Source organism: Candidatus Thiopontia autotrophica (assembly GCF_982804495.1).
The window spans coordinates 41,713-63,340 of sequence record NZ_CEYDPX010000003.1; the positions used below are offsets into that span (position 1 = coordinate 41,713).

Sequence of the window (21,628 nt, forward strand, 5' to 3'; positions counted from 1 at the left end):
CATGCGCACATCTCAATTTCTCCTCTCCACCATCAAGGAGACCCCAGCTGAAGCAGAGATTATCAGCCACCAGCTAATGATTCGTTCCGGCATGGTTCGCAAGCTAGCCTCTGGATTATACTCCTGGCTACCAACAGGACTCAGAACTCTCAGAAAGGTCGAAAACATTATTCGTGAAGAGATGAACAGGTCCGGTGCACAAGAGCTCTTGATGCCAGTAGTACAACCAGCAGAACTGTGGGAGGAGTCTGGACGCTGGGAACAGTATGGCCCTGAACTGTTACGGATTCAGGATCGTCACCAGAGAGATTTTCTGCTTGGACCAACCCATGAGGAGGTAATTACCGAGATTGCCCGCAGGGAGATCCGCAGCTACAAGCAGCTGCCACTTAATCTCTACCAGATTCAGACCAAGTTCCGTGATGAGATCCGCCCTCGCTTCGGGATAATGCGTTCACGTGAATTCATCATGAAAGATGCCTACTCCTTTCATATGGATCAGGACTCACTGCAGGAGACCTACCAGGTAATGTATGCCACCTACTCAAGAATATTTGAGCGCATGGGTCTTCACTTCCGTCCTGTTGATGCCGACACCGGATCAATTGGCGGCAGCACCTCACATGAGTTCCATGTACTGGCTGACTCAGGTGAGGATGCCATCGCCTTCTCGGATCAGAGTGAGTTTGCTGCCAATGTTGAACTGGCAGAGGCAGTTGCCCCGACTACCGAACGCAGTGAAGCAACCGCCATAATGGAAAAAGTGGCAACTCCAAACAGCAAGACCATCGAGGAGGTTTGCAATACTCTTGAAGTTGATCCCCAACAGACAGTTAAAACTCTTTTGGTTCGTGGCACAAATGAGTCTGTCGTTGCACTGCTACTGCGAGGAGATCATGAGCTAAATGAGTTAAAAGCAGAAAAACTTGATGGCGTGGAGTCACCACTACAACTTATTGAGCATGAAGATATCCGCTCGGCTGCAGGGGCTGACGCCGGATCTCTGGGACCTGTTGGTCTGGAGCTCAAGCTGATTGTAGATAGATCGGCCGCCCAGGTTGCTGATTTTGTCTGTGGTGCAAATGAGGATGGCTACCACCTCACCGGAGTCAACTGGGGACGTGATCTTCCGGATCCATCCAACATCGCAGATCTTAGAAATGTAACTGATGGAGACCCTAGCCCTGATGGCTCTGGGACCATTCGTATTGCGCGCGGGATCGAGGTTGGGCACATCTTCCAGCTTGGAACCAAATACAGTGAGGCGATGAAAGCCAATGTGCTGGACGAAGGTGGCAAGGCTCGTACCATGACCATGGGATGTTATGGTATCGGGGTAACCCGTGTGGTTGCTGCAGCAATTGAGCAGAACCACGATGATCGTGGAATTATCTGGCCAGAGGCAATAGCTCCATTCTCTGTTGCCCTGTTGCCGATGAACATGCACAAATCACATCGTCTGCGCGAGGCTGTTGAAAAGATATATCAGGATCTACTCGACGCAGGAATCGATGTATTGCTTGATGATCGCAAGGAGCGGGCTGGAATAATGTTTGCCGATATGGAACTTATCGGTATCCCTCACCGTCTGGTACTGGGTGATCGTAGTCTGGATAAGGGGGTTATTGAGTACAAGGGACGTAGTGATCAGGATAGCCAGGAGATCCCTCTGGATGATGTAGTCTCCTGGATCATAAAAAAAGCGGCACCATAATGGTGCCGCTTTTAGTGTGTACAACTATCAGTTTCTACTGGGTTGCTATCCGTTTACCTTCTCCTTAAGACCCTTTCCTGCCTTAAAGGATGGAGAGCGAGATGCCTTTATCTGTAGCGCCTCTCCAGTCTTTGGATTTCTGCCCATTCTGGCAGCTCGGTCAGTTACCTTAAACGTACCAAACCCTGCAATCTGTACATTGTTTCCACTTTGTAGACTGTCACCAATAATCTCTACCAATGCATCCAGAACATCCTTGGAACCACTTTTGGAAACTCCGGTTTTAGCTGATAGCAGTGTAACCAATTCCCCTTTATTCATACCTTCTCCCTTATCATGGTTAGCCGTTAAAAGAGGCCATAGGATAGCACCAATAGGGCTGTCTGCAACAATCTTTTTAGTCGCAATCCCGGGATGAGAGAGCAGCCACCAACAGCCTTAATTCATCCGCTTTTACGGTACTGGAAACCGGCTCTCCAAAGAGCACCTGAACTTCTCTACGCCGCCATCCAGTTGCATAAAGAGAGCGCTCATCCATATCCGCACGGGAAAATCTGCTCCCCCACAACCCCTCTATATAGAATGGAACAATAACTGCGCCACTATCATCGACAATCATCTCAAAACCACGCCTAAACTTCCCGAGACAACCATCATGGCTAATTGCCCCTTCCGGGAATAGACAGACCAGATCACCAGACTGCAGGCACCGTTTAGCCTCTTCCAGTGGTTGCCTGCTCCTCTCTGCCGATATCGGTATCACCTCAAAAAGATCAAGAAACCACTTTAGTGATGGCTTCTGATAAATGGAATACTCCATTACAAAACGGATCGGACGTGGCGAAACAGCCTGTAACATAGCCCAATCCAGCCAGCTGATGTGATTCCCCAGCAGTAGAGCTCCTTTCTGAGAGGGAATGTTGGTTACCCCTACAGCATCAATTCTGTACCTGCATCTGAACAGCACCCTTACCAACATACGAATCAGAGAGGTGATCGTCTCACGGGGTCTTCTGATAAAAGCCACCCCAATTGCTGCCCATGCAACCATGGCAATACCCCAGAAAAGGGTTGCAGGATTAACTGTAGTCTCAAAACTTAGCAGTGCCACACCCATTGTCACCCCAAGAAACAGTAGCATGACTATATTTTGCACCCAGTTGTTTCCCGCCAGAATCCTCCCCAGACGGGAGCTCTTGGCGTAAAACTGAATCAGTGCATTAAGAGGCACAATCAACAACCCTCCAGAGACTCCCATAAGAAAAAATAGAAGAGTTAATGAGTGAAGCGACTCGGCACCAGGAACTGCACTCAAGGCAATAGCAACTCCTACAGCACCAACAGGAATCAGTCCTGTCTCTATATACCCTCTGGATAACCATGTAACCATCAAAGAGCCCAGCAGAATACCTCCACCTGCAGAGGCCAACACTCCCTGAATCACCAGGGTATTTGTCACCTGAAGTGTCTCTTTTGCAAAAGCAGGAAAAGCTGCAATAGAAACCTGTGATATTCCCCAAAATAGAGAGAGCCCCAGAATGGAGTACCAGATAACAGAGTGCTCTCGAATCAACCCTAAAGTATGGCCGCCGTGAATCTCTGGCACCACCTTATACTCCCCCTCAGGCAGATAACGTGCAATGCGCCACTCGACCAGAGAGAGCGCAACCAATAACCAACCAAGTGGTGCAATGGTCTGTAGGTAGGCAGAACCGCCATCCGGTGAAGAGTTGGTCAACATCAACTCGAACAGAAAAGAGAAGAAGAACATTCCGAGGAGAATCGCAATGATGGTAACTGCCTGTACCACACCATTGGCACTGGTTAATCCTCTCATGCCAACATGCTCCCTGATGTACCCATATTTTGCTGGTGAGAAAAATGCACTCTGGATAGCAAGCAACAGGGTCATGAAAAATGCTGCCTCAAACCATCCCTGATAGTAGCTAAGGGTGATGAGCAACGCGATAATCACGGCCACTCCAGCAGATCTTCTCATAACCTCCACCTTGGGAAGTCGGTCAGAGATAATGCCGGCAGGAGTTACCAGCAGGATGAACGGAATCAGAATAAGTGCATTAACCAGTGCAGTAAGGACAATCTGCATCTCCCCATCATAAACCTTGAAGACACTGTTCTGAATTGTGATCTTGTGGCCAAGATCAACAAACGCATTCAGAAACAGCACCCACAGGTATGGGGTTAACTTACCCATCTACAGCTTCTAGGGAAGCTCCATCAACAAGACGAATATCTCTCTGTGGATAAGGGATGGTAATGCCGGCCTTCTTAAACTCTCTCCAGATAACCAGGTTAATATCGGAGCGTACACTACCAACCCCATTATTGGGATCCATAATCCAGACCCGCAACTCCAGCTCAATACCGTTATCTCCAAACTCCATAAGACGTGCCACAGGAGCAGGGTCATCAAGCGCCCTCTTACACGCCTTTGCCGCATTAACAAGAATCTTCATTGCTTGCTCTGGGTCATCCTTGTAACTAATCTGTACAGGTAGTTTAAGACGAACCTGGTGATCGCTGTAACTCCAGTTAATCACCTCTGTAGTAATCAGGTTCTCATTTGGCACCAGTGTTTCCACCCCGTCACGATCACGCACCACCACATAACGGGCTCGCAACTCCTGAACCCATCCAAATTTATCATTGATACTGATTACATCACCAGGTCGAATTGAGCGATCAAAAATAAGGATAAAACCAGAGATAAAATTGCTGGCAATACGCTGCAGACCAAATCCAAGCCCAACACCGAGCGCACCACCAAAGACTGCAAGCGCTGTCAGATCAATACCAACCGAGTTGAGCGCAATCAATACTGCAAGTATATAAAGCGCAAACTTGCTGCTCTTGCCAATCCCTACCTTGGCTGCTGCAGTCAGATGTCTTGAGTGGCGCAGAGTGTTCTCTATCATCCGTGAGATCCATGCTGCCAATGCCAGCAGGGCTCCAACCACCACAAACAGCTTGACCACAGTTCTGAGAGAAATACGGACATCCCCAACACTGACACCGACTACATCCATCGCACGCACCACTTCTGGTAGCCACCCCAATAGATGTAGCGCAACAATTATCCAGATAGATGTACTAATCAGGTGTTCCCATGCCTTGACCAGTGGCCCGGGCTTGAATGCCCTTCTCAACAGGTAGACCATAAGTCTGATAAGAGCCAGAGAAAACAGCAGTGGAACCGCCACATTTAGGAGTATTGCAGATGTGAAGATACGCTCCACAATCACTCTGCCAACCAGTACCACAAACATCATACTGAGTGGAAAGATGATCCTCTTCAGGGAGTGGCGGGTGAAACGTCTTAAAGATTGGTAGTTACCATCGGCAACCAGTTGCAGGTAATTGGTAATATTCTTCTGGGTCCAGAATGCTGTCGCTACCGCCAGCATCAATATCACCAGTTCACTAATTAACAGTGTGGGTTGCAGACGAACAAGAAGCTCATCAAATGCCAATAGTTGTAGCTGTTCCAATCTCTCCCCCTAGCTTATGTAACTGTTATCCCGGTTTTTCGTTAGGGAAGCTCCGATTAAGTCACTTCGTGACTCAATCAGAGCTCCCTCTCAAGTTATCCTATGGAGGAAGGATTATAGTTCAGCATGTTACAATAACAACTGTTGAGCCCTTCCCCCAAACCCCCATCCCATTACGCTTTTTCAGAGTTTCCCTAGTATACCCCTCATGAACATTCACCCCAAACTAATAGAAGATACAAAATACCTGGGAAAACTCGAACTCAGCCACTGCCTGCTGATGAATGATTCCCGCTATCCATGGATTATTCTGGTACCCGATGTGGATGATGCAGAGGAGATCTACCAGCTGACAGAAGAGCAAAGCGTTCTGTTAATGAATGAATCCTGTCTGATACAGCAGTTGATAGTTGATCTGTTCCATCCAGACAAACTGAATCTGGGGGCACTGGGCAACATTGTTCCCCAGCTACATCTTCACCATATTGCAAGAGAGAGTGGTGATCCTGCATGGCCGGGGCCTGTATGGGGACACAGCCCTGCCATCCCATACTCTATAAAGAAGCTGGAAAAAACTATAAACTTAATTAAAAATAGTATAGAACTTACTGAACAGTAAGGTTATTTTGATATCGCTTTGAGAAGAGTCTCAAGTTCTCTACGGACCTCAGAGATATCTGCCTTGGCACTTACGCCCTGCCCTTTCTTTCCAAGTCTGTGGCGTGCGCCGCTTATTGTGAACCCTTCCTCATAGAGAAGACCACGAATTTTTCGAATCAACTTTATATCATGTTGCTGATAGTAGCGACGATTACCCCTTCTGGTAACCGGCTTAAGCTGGGCAAACTCCTGTTCCCAATAACGCAGCACATGAGGTTTTACCACACAGAGAGTCGAAACCTCTCCAATCGTAAAGTAACGCTTTGACGGTATCGGAGGAAGCTCGCTAACCTTTACCTCTGTTGACTCCGGATCGTGGCTCATTATCTATAGAGAAGAGTTTAGTCAGGAGAGAACTGAACTGCTGTATCCAGCAACACTCTCTTTCAACTTTAGCCCCGCCTTGAATGTCACCACACGCCGCGCAGTTATGGGAATCTCCTCACCCGTTTTGGGGTTGCGTCCAGGACGGGGAGACTTGTCGCGCAGATCGAAATTCCCAAAACCAGACAACTTAACATTCTCTCCATCCTCCAAAGAAGAGCGTATCTCCTCGTAGAACTGCTCAATCATCTCCTTGGATTCACGATTGTTCAGCCCAAGATCATTATTAAGTGCCTCGCAAAGAGATGCTTTTGTTAGAGTCATTGTGTCAGTTCCCTCGGTTAATCTGGTTCTACTAATTGCCGTAACAATATAAAATTTAAAACCTTTCGGCAACAAAAATTATGCAGAATTCGGTTAAGAAACCTCTGATTAAGTCACCTCGTGACCAAATCAGAGCTCCCTCACAAGTTATCCTATGGGGGAGAGGTTATGGTTCAGTATGTTACAACATCCCATTAAGCTTTTTCAGAGGTTTCTTAGTTAATCCCTCAATTTTGCTCCGTGGACAAGTTTCAGCCTCTCCACAACCAGGCCTACAACCTCCTCCACATCCTCATCGGTTAATGTCTTCTCCCTGTGTTGAAGGAAAATTCCTATAGCCAGGCTCTTCTGACCAGCCGCCAGATTATCGCCCTGATACAGATCAAAGAGACGCAGCTCACTCAACAGATCCCTGGACACAGACTCCACCACCGTATCCATCAAGGATTGTGCCGACAGATCCTGATCAACCAGTAGTGCTATATCCCTCCTGATCATCGGGAATTTGGATAGCTGTTCAAAACCAGGAATACTCCCCTCCTGCAAGGAGTCCAGATCAAACTCAAACAGGAAAATACCCTTTGATAATGAAAGCCTGACAGCCACCCCCGGATGAATAGCCCCCATCCACCCAATAGCCCGATCACCAACCATTACTCTGGCACTCTTGCCAGGATGAAGAACAGGGTGCTCAGCAGCAACGAACCTCAATGGATGCTCTGCACTGTCAAGAGGATCGAGCAGCGGAGATAGATCTCCCTTCATGTCAAAAAAGTCAACCGCCTCGCCGCTTGTGCCCCACTGCTCGGGGGATGACTCACCATAAATTAGCCCTGCAATCTTGCGCTTCTGCCGAAGACCGTCCTCAGAAGGGACGAAACTCAACCCCGTCTCAAACAGACGCACCTGGCTCTGTTGACGCTTGGCATTAAACCCAAGGCTCTGCAACAGTCCTGGCCAGAGGGTAGTTCGCATAACAGACAAATCATTTGATATTGGGTTGGCCAGTGCCAATGCCTCAACCTCCGGATCAAGCACCTTCTGCATCTCCGGATCCACAAAACTATAGGTAATAACCTCATGGTAACCATGATCAACCAGGGTCTCCCTGATATTTCGTAGTGCAATTTTTGACTCAGGATTCTTTCTGATCTCTGCACTAAGCTCTGGATGAGTACTAGGCAACCGATCATACCCATAAATTCTACCCACCTCTTCAATCAGATCTGCCTCAATAGACAAATCAAAACGCCACGAAGGAGAGGCCACTTTCCATCCACCCTCCTGAAGCTCAACCGCAAGCCCTAAACCGGTCAAAGTCTCGGTAACCTCATCAGTCGACAAAGTCAGCCCCAAGGTGCGTTGCAATCTATCCTTGCGTAAAATAATTGTCTCAGTCTGAGGAAGAGCAGCACTGTCTACCACCTCCTGAACAGCCCCTGCCACACCTCCGGCAATATCAACTATAAGCTGGGTTGCACGCTCCATGGCACGTTGTTGCAGCTGTGAATCGACCCCCCGCTCAAAACGGTGAGACGAGTCAGTATGCAGCCCATAACTTCTCGCCTTGCCGGCAATGGCAAGCGGCGCAAAGAAGGCGCACTCCAGGAAGATATCGGTGGTCTCATCAGCAACCCCGCTCTGTTCCCCACCCATGATTCCTGCAAGCGCAAGCGGTCCATTATCATCTGCAATCAGCAGGGTATCCTCATTCAGCTTAATCTCTTTGCCATCGAGCAGAGTCATAGTTTCGCCAGATCTGGCACTGCGCACAACCACTCCACCACTCAACCTGGAGAGATCAAATGCATGCATAGGCTGCCCCATCTCCAGCATCACATAATTGGTAATATCAACCAGAGGACCCAGAGAACGCAAACCTCCGCGACGCAGGCGCTCCTGCATCCAGAGCGGTGTCTCTGCTGCCGGATTAACTCCATCAACAACCCGCCCCAGATAACGGGGACACCCATTACTGTCTTCAACAACAACGGGGAAGGTCTTGTCTGAACCGACAGCCGCCAAATCAAACTCAACCGCTTTTACACCACTCTTGTTAATAACCCCCACCTCGCGAGCAACTCCGGAGAGACTCAGACAGTCACCACGATTAGGGGTCAGATCAACCTCTATAACCTGGTCATCCAGCCCCAGAAGATCACGAATATTAATGCCTGGAACAGTATCTGCAGAGAAACGCTCAAGAGCATCACTCTCCTCCAAAAGACCCAAGGTCCCCATGGAGCAGAACATGCCGAATGATTCTACGCCACGCAACTTTGCTCGCTTGATCTTCATGCCATCAGGAAGAACGCACCCAACCTTGGCAACAGCAATCTTCTCGCCCACAGCAATATCAGCTACATTGGTAACTATTGTCAGCAGCTCACTCTCGCCTGCCTCAACCCTGGTGATACGCAGACGGTCTGCATCAGGGTGTGGCTCCACCTCCATAATCTCGCCAATCACAACATTTTCAAAGGCAGGGGCTGCCGGTTCGACTGAATCAACCTCAAGTCCAGCCATCGTCAACTGCTCCAGCAAAGTCTCGGTAGAGACCTCTGGATTAACCCATTCACGCAACCATGATTCACTAAATTTCATAATTTATACAATATGTTGTTATATGTTTTTAATTAAAACTCTTAAGGAATCTCAGATCATTTTCGAAGAATAGACGAAGATCATTAATACCGTAACGAAGCATGGCCAGGCGCTCAACCCCAAGCCCAAAGGCGAGACCACTGTATTTCTCGGTATCTACTCCAGAGTGACGAAACACCTCTGGATGAACCATGCCACAACCCAAAACCTCAAGCCATCCAGTGTGACTACAGACACGACACCCATCTCCTCCACACATCACACACTCTATATCAACCTCGGCAGATGGCTCTGTAAAAGGGAAATATGAGGGACGAAAACGAAGCTGAAGATCATCCTGCTCAAAAAAGCTACGCAGGAAATCGTGGATCAGCCCCTTGAGATCGGCAAAACTGACTGACTCATCAACAATCAACCCCTCCACCTGATGAAACATCGGGGTGTGGGTAAGATCAGAGTCACATCGATAGACGCGCCCAGGGGCAATAATTCTCAGTGGAGGCTCTTCACTCTCCATCACCCTTACCTGAACAGGCGAGGTGTGAGTACGCAGTACACGGCCATCAGGAAAGTAGAAGGTATCATGCATTGCACGTGCCGGATGGTGCTCAGGTATATTGAGCGCCTCAAAGTTGTGATAATCATCCTCAACCTCAGGCCCCTCTGCCACATCAAAACCAACCCGACGAAACAGCTCCTCAATACGCTCAAGGGTACGGGTTACTGGATGGATGGATCCCTTATGGCGATCACGTCCAGGAAGAGTGACATCAATAGTCTCTTTTGATAGCTGCTCATTAAGGGCAGCGCTCTCCAGTTTCGCTCTCTTCTCCTCAATCTTCTGCTGCAATGCCTGCTTGGCTCGATTAACCGCCGCACCTGTCTCCTTGCGCTCTGCCGGCTCCATCCTGCCAAGAGTCTTGAGGATGGCTGTCAGCGCCCCCTTCTTGCCCAGCACTCCAACCCTGACCTGGTCAAGTGCAGCCAGATCAACAGCCTGCTCAATGGCAGACTCTGCATCCGTAACCAGGGTACTCAATTCTGTGGTCATATCTTTATCTCAGAAATAAAAAAGGGGCGGCAATCTTTTCTGCAAAAGACTGTCACCCCTTTTTATGGTGTTCAACACCGTTTTTTAAAGTGCAGCTTTTGCCTGTTCCGCAATTGCCGCAAATGCTGCCTTGTCATGAACAGCCAGGTCAGCCAAAACCTTACGGTCGACCTCGATCCCTGCCTTGCTGAGACCATTGATCATATTACTGTAAGAGATCCCGTTATTACGAGCCTCCGCATTGATACGAACAATCCATAGTGAACGAAACTGACGCTTCTTCTGACGACGGTCACGGTAGGCATACTGCCCAGCCTTGGTAACCGCCTGCTTAGCAACGCGGTAGACCCTACTACGGGCACCATAATAACCGCGCGCTTCCTTTAGAACCTTCTTATGGCGTGCACGTGCCTGAACGCCTCTCTTTACTCTTGGCATAATTCTGCTCCCGGCTTAGCTATAAGGCAGCATACGTTTTACCGCACCTGCATTGCTTTCATGAACACTTAATGGACTACGTAGCTGACGCTTACGCTTGGTCGATTTCTTTGTCAGGATATGACTACGGAAACCCTGTCCACGCTTGAAACCGCCGGACGCGGTACGCTTGAAGCGCTTGGAAGCGCCTCTCTTAGACTTCATCTTTGGCATCTTTTCACCTCTTGCTTAATAGTGAGAGCCAGGCTCTCGTTTCAAATTCTCAGCCGGTGTGCCATTGACCAGACTGAGACCAAATAAACTGTATCTACTTCTTCTTTTTGGAGATTGGGCCGACCACCATAACCATCTGCCGCCCCTCCATCTTGGGAAACTGCTCAACCTTCCCATACTCTTCCAGATCTTTTTCGATCCTCTTGAGCATCTCCATCCCAAGCTCACGGTGAGCCATCTCACGACCACGATAACGGATGGTTATCTTTGTCTTGTTTCCCTGACCTAGAAACTTCATCAGATTTTTCAGTTTAATCTGATAGTCCCCTTCACCAGTACCGGGGCGAAACTTGATCTCCTTGACCTGAACCTTCTTCTGCTTCTTCTTGGCCGCGTTCTTCTTCTTGCTCTCTTCAAACAGGAACTTGCCGTAATCCATCACTCGACAGACTGGCGGCTCCGCTTTTGGTGAGATCTCAACCAGATCCAGTCCGGCCTCATCTGCCATCTCCAGCGCCTCACTTCGTGAAACCACAACCGACTCTGATTGGTCTGCCCCAAATACACGCAACTGGGATGTTGTAATCTCCTCGTTGATTCGATGCTCTCTTACCTTCTCTGGCATCCGGCCTCTAGGGCCTCTTGGCTGAAGTGCGATCTCAAGTTCTCCTGTTCAAAAAATAAAAACCATGGGGCTGTGCACACAAAACTACTGTTTGCGTCTCTCCACATCCTCTCTCAGACGCTCAATAAACGCCTCAATAGATAGTGTACCGAGGTCTTCACCACCTCTGGCACGGACTGCGACAGCACCCTCTTTCATCTCACGATCCCCAATCACCAAGATATAGGGGAGACGTTGCATGGAATGCTCGCGAATTTTAAGTCCTATCTTCTCGTTTCTCAAGTCCGATTCGACCCTAAACCCTGCATTATTCAACTGTTTTGCCACATTTTCCGCAGTTTCGCGCTGATGATCCGTAATATTGACCACAACAGCCTGCAGTGGGGATAACCATACCGGCATCGAGCCTGCGTACTCCTCAATCAAAATTCCAACAAAACGCTCGAGCGAACCGAGGATTGCACGGTGCAACATGACCGGACTCTTCTTCTCACCATGCTCATCAATATAGGTGGCATCCAGTCGGCCAGGCATTGAGAAATCAACCTGAATGGTGCCGCACTGCCAGACCCTACCAATACAATCCTTGAGCGAAAATTCGATCTTTGGGCCGTAGAATGCCCCCTCACCTGGCTGCAGTTCCCAATCCAGCCCCTTGGTATTGAGCGCAGTCTCTAGTGCCTGCTCGGCCTGATCCCACACCTTATCACTACCAACCCTCTTCTCTGGGCGGGTGGAGAGCTTGATCAATACCTCCTTGAAGCCAAAGTCCTCATAGACCTCAAACAGCAGATCCATAAAGGCCGCCACCTCAGACTGAATCTGATCTTCTGTACAGAAGATATGGGCATCATCCTGGGTAAAGTTGCGAACTCGCATCAACCCATGCAGGGTGCCTGATGGCTCATTGCGATGACAGGAGCCAAACTCTGCCATTCGCAACGGCAGGTCACGATAACTGCGTAGCCCCTGATTGTAGATCTGCACATGGCCAGGACAGTTCATCGGCTTGATTGCATAGTCACGATTCTCGGAGTGGGTAGTGAAGATCATGTCACCAAACTTGTCCCAGTGGCCCGACTTCTCCCACAACACCCGATCAATCACCTGCGGGGTATGGACCTCCTGATACCCGTGGTGGCGCAGCTTCTCACGCACATACTCCTCCACCTCACGATAGATCGACCACCCCTTGCTGTGCCAGAAGACCATCCCTGGCGCCTCCTCCTGGCTATGGAATAGATCGAGCTTCTTGCCAATCTTGCGGTGATCACGCTTCTCTGCCTCCTCCAGCCGATGCAGATACTGCTTGAGCTGCTTCTTGTCTGGAAAGGCGGTACCGTAGATGCGCTGCAACATCTCATTGCTGGAGTCACCACGCCAGTAGGCGCCGGCCAGCTTCATCAACTTGAAGCCGCCCTTGAGATGTCCAGTAGAGGGGGCATGGGGACCACGACAGAGGTCGATAAAATCCCCCTGACGGTAGAGCGAGAGGGTCTGATCAGCCGGGATATCCCGAATGATCTCAGCCTTGTAGGCCTCCCCCTGCTCCTCAAAAAAAGCTACCGCCTCATCACGCCCCATCTCGGAACGCTCTATCTTTATATTCTGCTTCGCCAGCTCAGCCATCTTCTTCTCGATGATCTTGAAATCATCCGGGGTAAACTTCTCATCACGAGCAAAATCGTAGTAGAAGCCGTTCTCTACCACTGGACCAATAGTGATCTGGGTCTCTGGAAAAATCTCTTTAACTGCCTGCGCCAGAAGATGTGCTGTGGAGTGACGAATAATCTCCACCCCCTCCTCATCTCTACTGGTAATCAGGGAGAGAGAGACATCCTCTTCAATAAGATAAGAGGTATCGACCAATTGATCCCCAATCTTTCCGGCCAGGGCGGCTTTTGCAAGGCCCGGGCCAATATCAGAGGCAACATCAAAAACAGTAACTGCTTGGTCAAAACTACGTTGGGAGCCGTCGGGCAGGGTAATCAAAGGCATTATCAATCTCCAGTGGCGACCCACACCAAAGGCCGCATGTTAATAATAAAAAATCTTAAAAAATTTGGTAGGCGCGAGTGGATTCGAACCACCGACTTCCACCATGTCAAGGTGACACTCTAACCAACTGAGTTACGCGCCTGTAAAGTCGAATGGGCATTGTACAGTGCAACCATTCATTGTCAATAATCCCGTTGTATCATCAACACACTGCGCCTATAATCCGCACCCTCAATGCCGAGGTGGCGGAATTGGTAGACGCAGCGGATTCAAAATCCGCCGGCAGCAATGTCTTGGGGGTTCAAGTCCCCCCCTCGGTACCAAATTTGTATTAAACCCCGCATGGTGGTAGCTTCTGTCAAATAACAGAACAATAAACTGAGGAGCCTGCCATGAAAAAAACCAACAAACTCACAACCGCACTTCTGCTTGCAGCAGTTGCCAGTTTTACCACCAGCGCAAATGCCTTTGTCGATCCCGAGGACTGGAAGATGGACAAATGGGGCGGATGGGACAAGTGGGATGGCCCGCCTGAGGCTCGCGAATGGAAAAAAGAGTATTGGGGGCAAGATATGAAGCAGTGGGGTCCAAGCGGATGGCAGACCCCCTGGGGATCACAGCCTGGCTGGGGCGGGGGCAGCCCGTGGGGTGGCCGTGGTGGTGGCATGCCTTGGGGAGGCGGTGACCGTGGCGGCTGGGGTGGAATGCCCTGGGGTGGTGGAAACAATGGAGGCTGGGGCGGCATGCCCTGGGGAGGCAACAGAGGATGGGGTCAGCAACAACCTTATGGGTATGGTCCGCAACAGGGCTGGAGTGCTCCTCAGCAACCACCTGCAGCGGATCTGACTGATCGCTACCCAAGAAGGCCGAAGGGTGAGGAGGCTGATAGTTCTGCCGAGACAGCAACAACAGGTGACGCTACAACAGAGTAACTACAACCTGACAGGCTCACAGCCGGTAGAAATAAAAAGGGGCAACCAACAGTGGTTGCCCCTTTTTTATATATGGTGCGAGCGGAGAGACTCGAACTCTCACACCTTGCGGCACCAGAACCTAAATCTGGCGTGTCTACCAATTCCACCACGCTCGCAAAAGTGTGGCGCATTTTATACGCTCAGACCAAAAAATACACTGTTTTTCTCTCTCCTGAATTACATCTTTCTTGAGATAGTAAACGCCCCTCTCAGGTCTCCTGGTTTAAAGCCGGTTGCCTGATCAAGTGGATAGTGGCTACGAATCTTCTCCAGAACCTTCGGTGCAACCATATCGCCATGACATACCATGCATGGCTTACCCGCGGGAATAGCCTTCATGTAACGGAATGTCTTGCCACCACCACTATCAACAACCTCGTAGTAATCCATCTTCTTGAGGTCTTCACCAGCAGACTTGCGAGCCTCAAATTGCTGCAGCACCTTGATCTCCCACGCATCCGCCTCATTAACAGGGTTACGCAGACGCAGACTGGTTCTGCCAATATCGTAACCGAGGCGCCCTGCCTCCGCCACAGTCAATGGCTGGGCACTGAGGTTACAGGCCTCAATAGCCTTGATTGGTCCACCAGCTTTCATCGCTCCGACAAGATTACCCTTCAGAGTCTTGAATAGTGACTTAACGGCAGCACGACTCTCATTTACATACTGATCGGTTCTGTCTGCTGATGCGGCCAACGGCATAGTAAGCATGCCTGCAACCAGTGTTGCTGAAATTGTTCTCTTCATAATTACTCTCCTTAATTATTGTTTCTACAGGCTATAACACTCTATGGTTTTACTACTGGATACCCCTTCTTGATCCAGTCAGTAATACCTCTCTTTACATTATATACATTCTTCCAACCCATCTCCCCTACCAAAGCCTGAGCCAGACGAGCTGTCCTGTTTCCGGTACGGCAGATAATGATGACTCGATCATCTGCCTTGAAGCGTTTCAGGAATTTCTCGTTAAACTCAGGATGGAGACTGCCGCGTTTGGTAAAGGCTGTAATCATTTCTGACTCCTCGACAATACCTGTCTTTTTCCACTCCTCTGGTCGGCGGATATCTACCAGCACAATATCGTCCTCTTTCAACAACGTCTGTAACTCTTCATTGTTGATATCTGTATAGCTCAGGATATCTATCAGCTCCACATCAAACAGCAGGGTAGAACTCGCAGGAATTGGCCCCATTGAACGGCTGCCATACCCCATCTCTGGCGGAATCACCAGCTTGCGCTGCTCTCCGCGCTTCATCCCCTTGACACCATGATCCCACCCTTTGATCACATTTCCAGCACCCAGAGTAAAGCTGAAAGGCTCGTTACGATCATGACTGGAGTCAAATTTGGTGCCGTCAGTCAGGGTTCCTGTATAGTGAACAGAGACAATATCACCAGGCTTGGCGCCTGCTCCGCTACCATCCTTTAGCGTCGTCATCTCAAACCCTGGGGAGACTGCAATCTCTTCTACAGCATTACCACTGTCGGAACACCCAGCCATTGCCAGAACCAAAATTGATGCTGCTACCGTTCTAAACATATCTCTTCTCCATAAAAATTGAATGCGGAGCATTCTATCCTCTGAACCGAGGTTTGGGTAGATGGTATTATTGCAATCATGACTACTATTGGAACCCCGCTCTCATCTACATCAACCCGTGTCCTGCTTTGTGGAAGTGGCGAACTTGGCAAGGAGGTAGCCATAGAGCTGCAACGCCTTGGGGTTGAGGTTATCGCTGTTGACCGCTATCCAAACGCACCGGCAATGCAGGTCGCCCACCGCTCCCATGTTATCTCCATGCTAGATGGCTCAGCTCTACGAGAGGTTGTTGAGCAGGAGAAACCAGATCTTATTGTCCCCGAGATCGAGGCAATAGCAACTGATACCCTGGTTGAGCTTGAACATGAGGGCTTTACCGTAATACCAACTGCCCGGGCCGCACAACTGACCATGAACCGGGAGGGAATTCGTCGTCTAGCCGCCGAAGAGCTAGGAATAGAGACATCCCCATACCGTTTTGCAGAGAGCAGAGAGGAGTATCTGGAGGCAATCAGAGATATCGGAATACCCTGCGTTGTCAAACCAATCATGTCATCATCCGGCAAGGGGCAGAGCACAGTTAGGTGTGAGGATGATATAGAGTCATCCTGGAACTACTCTCAAGAGGGAGGTCGTACTGGTGCTGGGCGAATCATAATTGAGGGATTTGTCGATTTTGATTACGAGATAACCATGCTGACTATTCGTCACAATGATGGCACCTCATATTGCCAACCAATAGGTCACCGCCAGGAAGATGGAGATTATAGAGAGTCATGGCAGCCACAACAAATGACCCCTGATGCCCTGGCAGCTGCCGAAGAGATGGCAAAAAAGGTTACTGATGCACTGGGTGGACGTGGCCTGTTTGGGGTTGAGCTATTCATAAAGGGGGGCCAGGTAATATTCAGTGAGGTCTCTCCCCGCCCCCACGATACCGGTCTGGTTACCCTTATCTCACAAGACCTCTCCGAGTTTGCTCTCCATGCCCGTGCGATCCTTGGGCTTCCCATACCGAACATTCATCAACATGGACCATCTGCATCAAGCGTCCTGCTTGTAGAGGGTGAATCAGACGAGATCTGCTACCAGTGCATTGAATCTTCCATGGCTGAATCTGACACTCAACTCAGACTGTTTGGCAAGCCTGAGGTAAGTGGGCGACGCAGAATGGGGGTTGTGCTATCACGTGACAAATCCACAGACCAGGCACGGGAAAAGGCCAACCGTGCAGCCTCTTCCATTGTTATAAAAACCCAGTAATAACAACCAGACACATAAAAAAAGCCGTTACACGTAACGGCTTTTTTGGGTCAATATATTTCCTAAACACTACTCATCCAGATAACAACGTCCCTCATAGGTAGTGTTCTTTCTTGGACGACTACCCAGCTCCTTGTGGCGAATCTCTCCGCGCACAATACCTGTACCTGCCTCAATCATGCTTTTCTCCAGAGTGACCAATTCACCATCCAGTTTGCCTCTGAGACGGTAGATCGAGGCCTGCGGGTTGATTACCCACTCCTCATAAATGACATAATCCTCATCATGTTCACTGACACGCTTGTCACGGAAATGGTTGTCAGGTACCGAGACCTTGACATCAGCATTATGAGTCACCTCGCCTGAATAGCTATCAATCTCGTCCAGATCACAACTCAACTGGGTATCAGCATAGGCACCAAAGCTGCCTGCCAACAAAATTGCTCCAATCACTTTTTTCATTATTGTTCTCTCCGTCGGTGGTTTTTAAAGCTGTAGCGACCAACTATAACTGAACGGTTGAATCCTGCAACATAAACACTCCGTAACAGAATGGTGTAATGCTGTGTTCAGGCTATATTAAACAACCAAATTGATCTAGGTCAAAGTGAGTTGGTGCTCTAATGTATTACTCTCACGGGTACTAAGTTCAACTTAGTTTTGAAATCATGCGCCCAGATTTCTCTCCCAGGAGATCGAGGCGATAAAAAAACAATCAGGAGTCAACAACTTATGTTTAAAAAGACACTCACAATGGCAATGGCCATCGGAATGTCGCTCGGAACCGGAAGTGCAGCGTGGTCATCCGCGCTGGACGATGTGATGGAGGCCCGTGGCCTTACACAAAAGGATCTATTGGCGGCAGCAAAAACCTACACCCCTTCTGGAGGTCGTGATGAGTATCTCGCCTTCAGTTCTGGTGGTCAAAGTGGTCAGTTAATTGTCTACGGAATTCCCTCAATGCGTATTCTCAAATACGTTGCGGTATTCACCCCAGAGCCGTGGCAGGGTTACGGCTTTGATGATGAGTCCAAGGCAGTCCTGGCTCAAGGAAGAATCAACGGTAAGGATATCAACTTTGGTGATACCCACCATCCAGCGATCTCCGAAACCAACGCTGAGTATGATGGACAGTATCTATTCATTAATGACAAGAACAACCCTCGTCTGGCGGTAGTTGATCTACATGATTTCGAAACCAAACAGATTGTAGTCAACCCACACTTTAATAATGAGCATGGTGGTGCATTTGTAACTCCAAATACTGACTATGTAATTGAGGCAGCCCAGTACCCTGCACCATTTGAGGATGAGTATGTACCTCTGGAGCAGTTCAATGACCGCTATCGTGGCGGTGTTACCTACTGGAAATTCAACCGTGAGATAGGTCGCCTTGATCCATCTCAATCATTTACAGTTGAGATGCCTCCATACAGTCAGGACCTCTCCGACTTCGGCAAGTTTGGTAGTGATGGCTGGTCCTTCACCAACTCATTCTGTTCCGAGCGCTACGTAGGCGGTATCGAGAAGGGGCGTCCTCCTTATGAGGCAGGCTGTTCGCAGAAGGATACTGACTTCCTCCATGCAGTTAACTGGAAGAAGGCAGTAGAGCTCTACAAGGCCGGCAAGGGTAAATCAGTGAATGGCATGGATGTGCTCTCCATGGAGACCATGGTTGAGAACAATGCTCTATTCCTGGTTCCTGAACCAAAGAGTCCTCATGGTGTTGACGTCTCTCCTGACGGCAAGTTCATGATCGTATCCGGCAAGCTGGATAGCCACGCATATGTATACAGCTTCGCGAAGATGATGGCTGCACACAGTGCCGGTAAATATGAGGCTCGTGATGACTATGGTATCCCCATTGTCTCTCTGGAAGATGCTTTGGAAAGACAGGTACAGGTTGGTCTTGGGCCACTGCATACGCAGTATGACTCCAAAGACTGTACTGTCTACACCTCTATCTACGTAGACTCTCAGGTCACCAAGTGGAACTACTGTACTGGTGAGATTCTGGACAAGCTCTCCATTCACTACAATATTGGCCATCTGATGACTATGGAGGGTGACTCTGCATCTCCAGACGGCAAGTATCTGGTAGCACTGGACAAGCTGGCGATTGACCGATTCAATCCTGTCGGCCCACTCCATCCACAGAACCACCAGCTGATCGATATCAGTGGCGACAAGATGGAGCTGCTCTATGATATGCCTATACCACTGGGCGAACCGCACTACGCGGTTGCGATTAAGGCAGACAAGCTTAAGCCAGCTATCCGCTACAAGTCTGGTTGGGATAGCCGCTCCGACAAGCGCTCTCCTTACAAGACCCGTGCTGGTCGTGAGAAGACATCTCGCACCTGTGATGGTGACAACTGTACTGTTGAGGTATTTGGTACTGTGATCCGTTCACATATCACTCCAGAGACCATTGAGGCCGAGGTTGGTGACAAGGTAATTATTCACCTTACCAACCTGGAGCGTGCTGAGGATGAGACCCACGGTTTCGCAATCAACGGCACCAATGTAAACCTCTCACTGGAACCAGGAAAGACTGTATCTGCAACATTCATGGCAGACACAGAGGGCGTATTCCCCTACTACTGTACTGAGTTCTGTTCAGCACTCCACCTTGAGATGGAAGGCTATCTGCTGGTCAAACCCAAAGGCTACAAGGCTGTAGAGGGTGAGATTGTTGATGGTACAACCTATAACAAGGCAGACTATGACAAGCAGTACCAGACCAATCTGGATACGCAAGCCATTATCGACAGTGTTGTAGGTTATATCACCAGCACCAACTTCAAGGACTTCGCACCAGTAACTGCACTGGTTGAGGATGCCGTTGATCAGTTGGGCTTTGCTGCAGCATGGCAGAAAAAGGCAGAGGAATCTGCAGCTGCCAACGACTTCCAGAATGCAACTCTGCAGGCTGGTCAGTGGTGGCAGTACCAGGTGAAGGCTGCGGACATTGGTCTGCGCGCCAAAACCTACCTGGAACAACACGGTGCGGTTGTGCAAGCTAAATAATGCGCAACTAACACACTGTTAGTCCTTAAGGGGAGAGCATTTATTGCTCTCCCCTTTTTTAATAAAAATTCCTTGAAAAACTGTTCTGAAATAGTTTGGAAATAAAGTTTGAATAGGATCTAATGCAGTTTGACAATAATTGAACAGAGGAATAGATAATGAATATTAGTAAAACTCTCCTGGTAGCAACATCAATAGCCATGTTATCTACAATGGCTACAACAGCATCGGCAGATGGTGCAGCACTCTATGAGAGCAAGACATGCTGGGCATGTCATGGAAAGGATGCACAGACCCCTGTACTTCCTACATACCCAAAACTGGCTGGCCAGAGCAAAGAGTATGCTCTTAATCAGATGAAGGATATCAAGTCCGGAGTTCGTAATAACGGCGGTGCTGCCGCCATGCAAGGTGTAATGGGGCTGGTTAATGAGACAGAGATGGCAGAGATTGCCGAGTGGCTATCAACCCTGAAGTAAAAAGAGAGCATTGACACAGATCAAAGCAAAAAATGGCTCTATCACATAATCTATAGAACGCCTGAATAAACAGAACATAGTGGAGAGATATTGATGAAGAAAATTACGGCAATTGTGGCTGGGGTCGCATTTATTGGAATAGGAGTTAACGCCTCGGTATCAGCCGGTGGACAGGTTACCGATGTAAAGGACTGGAATACCGGTGAAGGTGAGCAGAGTGTTGCAATGACACTTACTCCTGACCGTGAGAATGGAATCGAGGTATACGAGGTCTGCTCTGCATGTCACCTTCTGGAGGGGTGGGGGATGCAGAACGGAACATTCCCCCAACTGGCAGGACAGCACAAAAATGTACTGATCAAACAGTTGGCAGATATTCGTGCCCTGAATCGTGATAACCCAACAATGTACCCTTTTGCCCTTCCTGAGTCGATTGGTGACGAGCAGGCAATTGCAGATGTAACCGACTACATCGCCAAACTGCCAATGAACCCGGACAATGGCAAGGGTGACGGAACAGATCTTGCCCGAGGCGAAGAGCTCTACAAGAAAAACTGCACACAGTGTCATGGTGACAATGGTGAGGGCAACCAGGAGAAGTTCTATCCCAAGATCCATGGGCAGCACTATGCCTATATGTTGCGTCAGTTCGAGTGGATTCGTGATGGCAAGCGCCGTAATGCCAACCCTGACATGGTCAAGCAGATTGCCGAATTCAGTGATGCAGATATGAAGGCGGTTATAGACTATACATCCCGTATCCCTGTACCTGCAGAGGATCTGGGGGCTGTTGGCTGGATCAACCCCGACTACGACTAATGTTTGATTCACCCTCCCCTACAGGAGGGTGAATCCAGATTTTCTCATGGAGGAGTGAG

The 21,628-nt window shown here is 49.2% G+C and carries 21 protein-coding genes and 3 tRNA genes; 8 read left to right on the forward strand and 16 right to left on the reverse strand.

The features are described 5' to 3' along the window. The first annotated feature begins 1 nt into the window (after window position 1). Complete coding sequence (locus AC3ZFK_RS02120; RefSeq protein WP_487506139.1) at window positions 2-1,714, forward strand: proline--tRNA ligase; 1,713 nt, start codon at window positions 2-4, stop codon at window positions 1,712-1,714. A gap of 45 nt (window positions 1,715-1,759) precedes the next feature. On the opposite strand, the gene AC3ZFK_RS02125 is transcribed toward AC3ZFK_RS02120, so the two are convergent. Genes AC3ZFK_RS02125 through AC3ZFK_RS02135 form a run of 3 tightly spaced genes read right to left on the reverse strand, consistent with a single transcriptional unit; the run spans window position 1,760 to window position 5,223 of the window. Continuing rightward, window positions 1,760-2,080: an HU family DNA-binding protein gene (locus AC3ZFK_RS02125; RefSeq protein WP_487506184.1), complete on the reverse strand. Its 321-nt coding sequence runs from the start codon at window positions 2,078-2,080 to the stop codon at window positions 1,760-1,762. A 31-nt stretch (window positions 2,081-2,111) separates the two neighbouring features. Beyond that, window positions 2,112-3,929, reverse strand: coding sequence for an MFS transporter (locus AC3ZFK_RS02130; RefSeq protein ID WP_487506138.1), 1,818 nt, complete (start codon window positions 3,927-3,929; stop codon window positions 2,112-2,114). Then, the gene (locus AC3ZFK_RS02135) at window positions 3,922-5,223 is read right to left on the reverse strand and encodes a mechanosensitive ion channel family protein (protein ID WP_487506137.1); all 1,302 of its coding nucleotides are present in this window, start codon (window positions 5,221-5,223) and stop codon (window positions 3,922-3,924) included. Before AC3ZFK_RS02135 ends, AC3ZFK_RS02130 begins: the two co-directional genes overlap by 8 nt. A 208-nt stretch (window positions 5,224-5,431) precedes the next feature. Between AC3ZFK_RS02135 and AC3ZFK_RS02140 the strand changes: the two genes are divergently transcribed. After that, the gene (locus AC3ZFK_RS02140; protein ID WP_487506136.1) at window positions 5,432-5,842 is read left to right on the forward strand and encodes an HIT domain-containing protein; all 411 of its coding nucleotides are present in this window, start codon (window positions 5,432-5,434) and stop codon (window positions 5,840-5,842) included. A gap of 2 nt (window positions 5,843-5,844) precedes the next feature. Here the strand turns inward: AC3ZFK_RS02140 and AC3ZFK_RS02145 are convergent, their stop codons facing one another. The 9 genes from AC3ZFK_RS02145 to AC3ZFK_RS02185 form a co-directional block, all read right to left on the reverse strand. Continuing rightward, window positions 5,845-6,207, reverse strand: coding sequence for a MerR family transcriptional regulator (locus AC3ZFK_RS02145; RefSeq protein WP_487506135.1), 363 nt, complete (start codon window positions 6,205-6,207; stop codon window positions 5,845-5,847). Between the two features lie 21 nt (window positions 6,208-6,228). Continuing rightward, complete coding sequence (locus AC3ZFK_RS02150) at window positions 6,229-6,531, reverse strand: integration host factor subunit alpha (protein ID WP_487506134.1); 303 nt, start codon at window positions 6,529-6,531, stop codon at window positions 6,229-6,231. Window positions 6,532-6,750: 219 nt separating this feature from the next. Then, complete coding sequence (pheT, locus tag AC3ZFK_RS02155) at window positions 6,751-9,135, reverse strand: phenylalanine--tRNA ligase subunit beta (protein ID WP_487506133.1); 2,385 nt, start codon at window positions 9,133-9,135, stop codon at window positions 6,751-6,753. A gap of 28 nt (window positions 9,136-9,163) precedes the next feature. Further along, window positions 9,164-10,186 carry a phenylalanine--tRNA ligase subunit alpha gene (pheS, locus tag AC3ZFK_RS02160; protein ID WP_487506132.1) on the reverse strand — a complete coding sequence of 341 codons (1,023 nt, stop codon included), beginning with the start codon at window positions 10,184-10,186 and terminating at the stop codon, window positions 9,164-9,166. Window positions 10,187-10,270: 84 nt separating this feature from the next. Then, window positions 10,271-10,624, reverse strand: a complete 354-nt coding sequence (gene rplT / locus AC3ZFK_RS02165) for a 50S ribosomal protein L20 (protein ID WP_487506131.1) — start codon at window positions 10,622-10,624, stop codon at window positions 10,271-10,273. Window positions 10,625-10,639: 15 nt separating this feature from the next. Next, on the reverse strand, window positions 10,640-10,837 hold the full coding sequence (rpmI, locus tag AC3ZFK_RS02170; RefSeq protein WP_487506130.1) for a 50S ribosomal protein L35: 198 nt from the start codon (window positions 10,835-10,837) through the stop codon (window positions 10,640-10,642). A gap of 94 nt (window positions 10,838-10,931) precedes the next feature. Continuing rightward, window positions 10,932-11,462: a translation initiation factor IF-3 gene (gene infC / locus AC3ZFK_RS02175; RefSeq protein WP_487506129.1), complete on the reverse strand. Its 531-nt coding sequence runs from the start codon at window positions 11,460-11,462 to the stop codon at window positions 10,932-10,934. Between the two features lie 84 nt (window positions 11,463-11,546). Continuing rightward, a complete protein-coding gene (gene thrS / locus AC3ZFK_RS02180) occupies window positions 11,547-13,460 on the reverse strand; it encodes a threonine--tRNA ligase (RefSeq protein ID WP_487506128.1) in 1,914 nt (637 codons plus the stop codon). Between the two features lie 65 nt (window positions 13,461-13,525). Further along, a tRNA-Val gene (locus AC3ZFK_RS02185) sits at window positions 13,526-13,602 on the reverse strand. A 94-nt stretch (window positions 13,603-13,696) separates the two neighbouring features. Between AC3ZFK_RS02185 and AC3ZFK_RS02190 the strand changes: the two genes are divergently transcribed. After that, window positions 13,697-13,783: transfer RNA gene (locus tag AC3ZFK_RS02190), tRNA-Leu, on the forward strand. 69 nt (window positions 13,784-13,852) lie between these two features. Beyond that, on the forward strand, window positions 13,853-14,392 hold the full coding sequence (locus tag AC3ZFK_RS02195; RefSeq protein WP_487506127.1) for a hypothetical protein: 540 nt from the start codon (window positions 13,853-13,855) through the stop codon (window positions 14,390-14,392). A 73-nt stretch (window positions 14,393-14,465) separates the two neighbouring features. Here the strand turns inward: AC3ZFK_RS02195 and AC3ZFK_RS02200 are convergent. The 3 genes from AC3ZFK_RS02200 to AC3ZFK_RS02210 form a co-directional block, all read right to left on the reverse strand. Beyond that, window positions 14,466-14,550, reverse strand: a tRNA-Leu gene (locus AC3ZFK_RS02200). Window positions 14,551-14,611: 61 nt separating this feature from the next. Then, entirely contained in the window at window positions 14,612-15,181 is a 570-nt protein-coding gene (locus AC3ZFK_RS02205) for a Tll0287-like domain-containing protein (RefSeq protein WP_487506126.1), read from the reverse strand. A gap of 41 nt (window positions 15,182-15,222) precedes the next feature. Then, window positions 15,223-15,978 carry an FKBP-type peptidyl-prolyl cis-trans isomerase gene (locus tag AC3ZFK_RS02210; protein ID WP_487506125.1) on the reverse strand — a complete coding sequence of 252 codons (756 nt, stop codon included), beginning with the start codon at window positions 15,976-15,978 and terminating at the stop codon, window positions 15,223-15,225. A 78-nt stretch (window positions 15,979-16,056) separates the two neighbouring features. Between AC3ZFK_RS02210 and purT the strand changes: the two genes are divergently transcribed. Continuing rightward, the gene (gene purT / locus AC3ZFK_RS02215; RefSeq protein WP_487506124.1) at window positions 16,057-17,241 is read left to right on the forward strand and encodes a formate-dependent phosphoribosylglycinamide formyltransferase; all 1,185 of its coding nucleotides are present in this window, start codon (window positions 16,057-16,059) and stop codon (window positions 17,239-17,241) included. Between the two features lie 69 nt (window positions 17,242-17,310). Here purT and AC3ZFK_RS02220 read toward each other — a convergent pair whose 3' ends face one another. After that, window positions 17,311-17,703, reverse strand: coding sequence for a hypothetical protein (locus AC3ZFK_RS02220; protein WP_487506123.1), 393 nt, complete (start codon window positions 17,701-17,703; stop codon window positions 17,311-17,313). Between the two features lie 270 nt (window positions 17,704-17,973). Between AC3ZFK_RS02220 and nosZ the strand changes: the two genes are divergently transcribed. The 3 genes from nosZ to AC3ZFK_RS02235 all read left to right on the forward strand — a co-directional run bounded on the left by nosZ (window position 17,974) and on the right by AC3ZFK_RS02235 (window position 21,569). Next, window positions 17,974-20,271 (forward strand): Sec-dependent nitrous-oxide reductase, encoded by a 2,298-nt coding sequence (gene nosZ / locus AC3ZFK_RS02225; RefSeq protein WP_487506122.1) that lies wholly within the window; start codon window positions 17,974-17,976, stop codon window positions 20,269-20,271. A 158-nt stretch (window positions 20,272-20,429) separates the two neighbouring features. Further along, window positions 20,430-20,750 carry a c-type cytochrome gene (locus AC3ZFK_RS02230; RefSeq protein ID WP_487506121.1) on the forward strand — a complete coding sequence of 107 codons (321 nt, stop codon included), beginning with the start codon at window positions 20,430-20,432 and terminating at the stop codon, window positions 20,748-20,750. Window positions 20,751-20,843: 93 nt separating this feature from the next. Continuing rightward, window positions 20,844-21,569, forward strand: coding sequence for a c-type cytochrome (locus AC3ZFK_RS02235; RefSeq protein ID WP_487506120.1), 726 nt, complete (start codon window positions 20,844-20,846; stop codon window positions 21,567-21,569). Window positions 21,570-21,628: the final 59 nt, after the last annotated feature.

Excerpts from the sequence above, each read along its gene's own strand:
- nosZ (WP_487506122.1), top strand. The coding sequence starts at position 17,974 with ATGTTTAAAAAGACACTCACAATGGCAATGGCCATCGGAATGTCGCTC.
- AC3ZFK_RS02120 (WP_487506139.1), top strand. The coding sequence starts at position 2 with ATGCGCACATCTCAATTTCTCCTCTCCACCATCAAGGAGACCCCAGCT.
- AC3ZFK_RS02230 (WP_487506121.1), top strand. The coding sequence starts at position 20,430 with ATGAATATTAGTAAAACTCTCCTGGTAGCAACATCAATAGCCATGTTA.
- AC3ZFK_RS02205 (WP_487506126.1), bottom strand. The coding sequence starts at position 15,181 with ATGAAGAGAACAATTTCAGCAACACTGGTTGCAGGCATGCTTACTATG.
- rplT (WP_487506131.1), bottom strand. The coding sequence starts at position 10,624 with ATGCCAAGAGTAAAGAGAGGCGTTCAGGCACGTGCACGCCATAAGAAG.
- rpmI (WP_487506130.1), bottom strand. The coding sequence starts at position 10,837 with ATGCCAAAGATGAAGTCTAAGAGAGGCGCTTCCAAGCGCTTCAAGCGT.
- AC3ZFK_RS02210 (WP_487506125.1), bottom strand. The coding sequence starts at position 15,978 with ATGTTTAGAACGGTAGCAGCATCAATTTTGGTTCTGGCAATGGCTGGG.
- AC3ZFK_RS02145 (WP_487506135.1), bottom strand. The coding sequence starts at position 6,207 with ATGAGCCACGATCCGGAGTCAACAGAGGTAAAGGTTAGCGAGCTTCCT.
- thrS (WP_487506128.1), bottom strand. The coding sequence starts at position 13,460 with ATGCCTTTGATTACCCTGCCCGACGGCTCCCAACGTAGTTTTGACCAA.
- purT (WP_487506124.1), top strand. The coding sequence starts at position 16,057 with ATGACTACTATTGGAACCCCGCTCTCATCTACATCAACCCGTGTCCTG.
- infC (WP_487506129.1), bottom strand. The coding sequence starts at position 11,462 with ATGCCAGAGAAGGTAAGAGAGCATCGAATCAACGAGGAGATTACAACA.
- AC3ZFK_RS02235 (WP_487506120.1), top strand. The coding sequence starts at position 20,844 with ATGAAGAAAATTACGGCAATTGTGGCTGGGGTCGCATTTATTGGAATA.
- pheS (WP_487506132.1), bottom strand. The coding sequence starts at position 10,186 with ATGACCACAGAATTGAGTACCCTGGTTACGGATGCAGAGTCTGCCATT.
- AC3ZFK_RS02220 (WP_487506123.1), bottom strand. The coding sequence starts at position 17,703 with ATGAAAAAAGTGATTGGAGCAATTTTGTTGGCAGGCAGCTTTGGTGCC.
- pheT (WP_487506133.1), bottom strand. The coding sequence starts at position 9,135 with ATGAAATTTAGTGAATCATGGTTGCGTGAATGGGTTAATCCAGAGGTC.
- AC3ZFK_RS02195 (WP_487506127.1), top strand. The coding sequence starts at position 13,853 with ATGAAAAAAACCAACAAACTCACAACCGCACTTCTGCTTGCAGCAGTT.
- AC3ZFK_RS02150 (WP_487506134.1), bottom strand. The coding sequence starts at position 6,531 with ATGACTCTAACAAAAGCATCTCTTTGCGAGGCACTTAATAATGATCTT.
- AC3ZFK_RS02130 (WP_487506138.1), bottom strand. The coding sequence starts at position 3,929 with ATGGGTAAGTTAACCCCATACCTGTGGGTGCTGTTTCTGAATGCGTTT.
- AC3ZFK_RS02140 (WP_487506136.1), top strand. The coding sequence starts at position 5,432 with ATGAACATTCACCCCAAACTAATAGAAGATACAAAATACCTGGGAAAA.